3 protein-coding genes are annotated in these 2,587 nt (G+C 71.1%); 2 read left to right on the top strand and 1 reads right to left on the bottom strand.

The genetic code is table 11. The annotated features are described in order from the left end of the window. The first annotated feature begins 197 nt into the window (after nt 1-197). Nucleotides 198-1,688 (top strand): rhamnogalacturonidase, encoded by a 1,491-nt coding sequence (locus tag CCN39_RS44300; RefSeq protein ID WP_086852766.1) that lies wholly within the window; start codon nt 198-200, stop codon nt 1,686-1,688. A gap of 43 nt (nt 1,689-1,731) precedes the next feature. Here the strand turns inward: CCN39_RS44300 and CCN39_RS44295 are convergent, their stop codons facing one another. Next, nucleotides 1,732-1,947 (bottom strand): hypothetical protein, encoded by a 216-nt coding sequence (locus tag CCN39_RS44295; RefSeq protein ID WP_086852764.1) that lies wholly within the window; start codon nt 1,945-1,947, stop codon nt 1,732-1,734. 145 nt (nt 1,948-2,092) lie between these two features. On the opposite strand from CCN39_RS44295, the gene CCN39_RS44290 reads away from it, so the two are divergent. Beyond that, nucleotides 2,093-2,587 (top strand): MFS transporter (locus CCN39_RS44290; protein WP_143264392.1); only part of this gene is annotated, 495 nt, incomplete at its 3' end.

Below are 2,587 nucleotides of genomic sequence, written 5' to 3'. Positions count from 1 at the left end.
TCCCCGCCCGCGGGCGGGGACGAGCTTGACTCATCCGATCATTTGCTCTTAGCTGAGGACGTATCCCGATCCGCCGTCGGAAGCACCTTGACGTGCTTTCGCCAGGGCGAAGTGAGGGAGTTGTCGTGGGAAGAGCGTTGAGCCGGCGCCGTGCCGTCGTCTGGGGAGCCGCGGGTGCCGCGGGGGCGGCCCTGCCAATCATCGGATCTCCGGCGGCCGTCGCCGAGGAATTCGGGCACCAGCCGGGCCGCTTCTTCGACGTCACGAAGTTCGGCGCGAGAGGCGACGGGCGCACGATCGACACCGCCGCGATCAACCGCGCGATCGACGCGGCCGCGACCCGCGGCGGCACCGTGTACTTCCCGGCCGGGACGTACGCGAGCTATTCGATCCACCTCAAGAGCAACATCGAGCTGTACCTCGGCGCCAACGCGACGATCCTCGCCGCCGCGCCGGCCGGCGGCCAAGGCTACGACCCCGCCGAACCGGGCGCGGGCAACCCGTACCAGGACTTCGGGCACAGCCACTGGCACAACAGCCTGATCTGGGGCGAGAACCTCGAGAACGTCACCATCGCCGGCCCCGGCAAGATCGACGGCAAGGGGCTGGTCGCCGGCGGCAGCGCGGAATCCGCGCCGCTCAACGGGAACAAGGCGATCGCGCTCAAGTGGTGCCGCAACGTGGCGATCCGCGACATCACCATCGTCAACGGCGGGCACTTCGGCATCCTGCCCACCGGCGTCGACAACTTCCGCATCGACGGCCTGGTGATCGACACCAACCGCGACGGCATCAACATCGACTGCTGCAAGAACGTCCGGATCGCCGACACCACCGTGAACTCGCCGAACGACGACGCCATCGTCCTCAAGAGCTCCTACGCGCTGAACCAGGTGCGCGACACCGAGAACGTCACCATCGACAACTGTTTCGTCAGCGGCTACGACCTCGGCACCCTGGTCGGCGGCACGTTCAAGACGTCGGCGTACGGCCGCACCGGCCGCGTCAAGTTCGGCACCGAGTCCAACGGCGGCTTCCGCAACATCGCGATCTCCAACGTGGTCTTCGAGCACTGTCGCGGCCTCGCCCTGGAAACGGTCGACGGCGGGTGGCTCGAGGACGTCACGATCAGCAACCTGACCATGCGCAACGTCCAGATGCCGTTGTTCCTCCGGCTGGGCGCGCGGATGCGCGGGCCGGCCGGGATCCCGGTCGGGTTCCTGCGCCGGGTGAGCATCAGCGACGTCACGACCGTCGACGCGGACCCGCGCTACCCGTCGTGCATCGCCGGGATCCCGGGCCACGCCATCGAGGACGTCAAGCTGAGCAACATCCGCCACCACCTCGCGGGCGGTCTCACCCCGGGCGACGCCGTGCCGAACCCGCCGGAGCTGGAAACTGCGTACCCGGAGCCGTCGATGTTCGGCACCCTCCCGGCGTACGGCTTCTTCGTCCGCCACGCACGGGGAATCAGCTGGGACAACGTCGACGTGCGGTTCGGCAAGCCGGACACGCGCCCGGCGTACGTCCTGCGGGACGTGGCCGACGCCGACGTGCACCACTGCCGCGCGGACAAGGTGGCGGGCACGCCGACGTTCGTGCTCGACGGCGTCGACGACTTCCGGGTGAGCGACGGCCGTCCGGTGCCGGAGGCCCGCGTCGACCACGCGGACCACCAGGAGCTGTAGGGAATTCCGGTCGGGCCCCGGTGCCGCGGCGGGGCCCGGCCGGTCAGCGGCCGCGCAGTTTCGGGCGGGCCAGGCCGACCACGGAAAGGACGATCAGGGCGACCGCGGCCACCGCCGCGATCACCGTCAGGACGGGTGCCCGGCCTTCGGTGCCGGTCAGGGTGAGGATGCTCGAGACGAGCAGAACCGCCCCCACGCCCAGGTAGAGCCAGCACAGCGAAACCGTGGCGGGGATGAAGTGCCAACGCCGGTCGGCCATCGAAACCTCCTCGATCGGGTGCTTTTCCGGACTGCCCCGATCCCGAGTCGATCAAACCGGCGGAAATCCGACGTGACCCCGCGTGGCGAGCAAGCCGTCGCATTCCTGCCAGCCGTGGCGAACCGCCGCCGGTTCACTGGGCCGCATGACCGCCCCTGCGCCCCGGTGGCCCGCCGTCTTCGCGGTGACCGCCGGGATCTTCGCCATCGTCACCACGGAAATCCTGCCGATCGGGCTGCTGAACCCGATCGCGGCCGAGTTCGGCGTCTCGGCCGGGACCGCGGGCTGGACCATGACCGTGCCCGGGTTCGTCGCCGCCGTCGCCGCACCGGTCGTCACGGTCGCGGCCGGCCGGGTCGACCGGCGGCTGGTGCTGGCCGGCCTGATGGCCGTGCTCGCGGCCGCCGGCTTCCTCGCCGCGGCCGCGCCCGCGTTCGGGGTCCTGCTGGCCGCCCGGTTCCTCGTCGGGCTCGTCATCGGCGGCTTCTGGTCGCTCGGCGCGGGATTGGCGCCCCGGCTCGTCGGCCCGGCCGCCGCCGCGCGGGCGACCTCGGTGATCTTCGCCGCCGTCCCGCTCGGCTCGGTGCTGGGCGTCCCGCTCGGGACCCTCGCCGGTCAGCTCGCGGGCTGGCGGACGGCG

The organism is Amycolatopsis kentuckyensis (assembly GCF_002155975.1).
Classification (GTDB): Bacteria; Actinomycetota; Actinomycetes; order Mycobacteriales; family Pseudonocardiaceae; genus Amycolatopsis; species Amycolatopsis kentuckyensis.
Note: the sequence above shows the minus strand (reverse complement) of the source record. Positions and strands in the feature narration are given on the sequence as shown.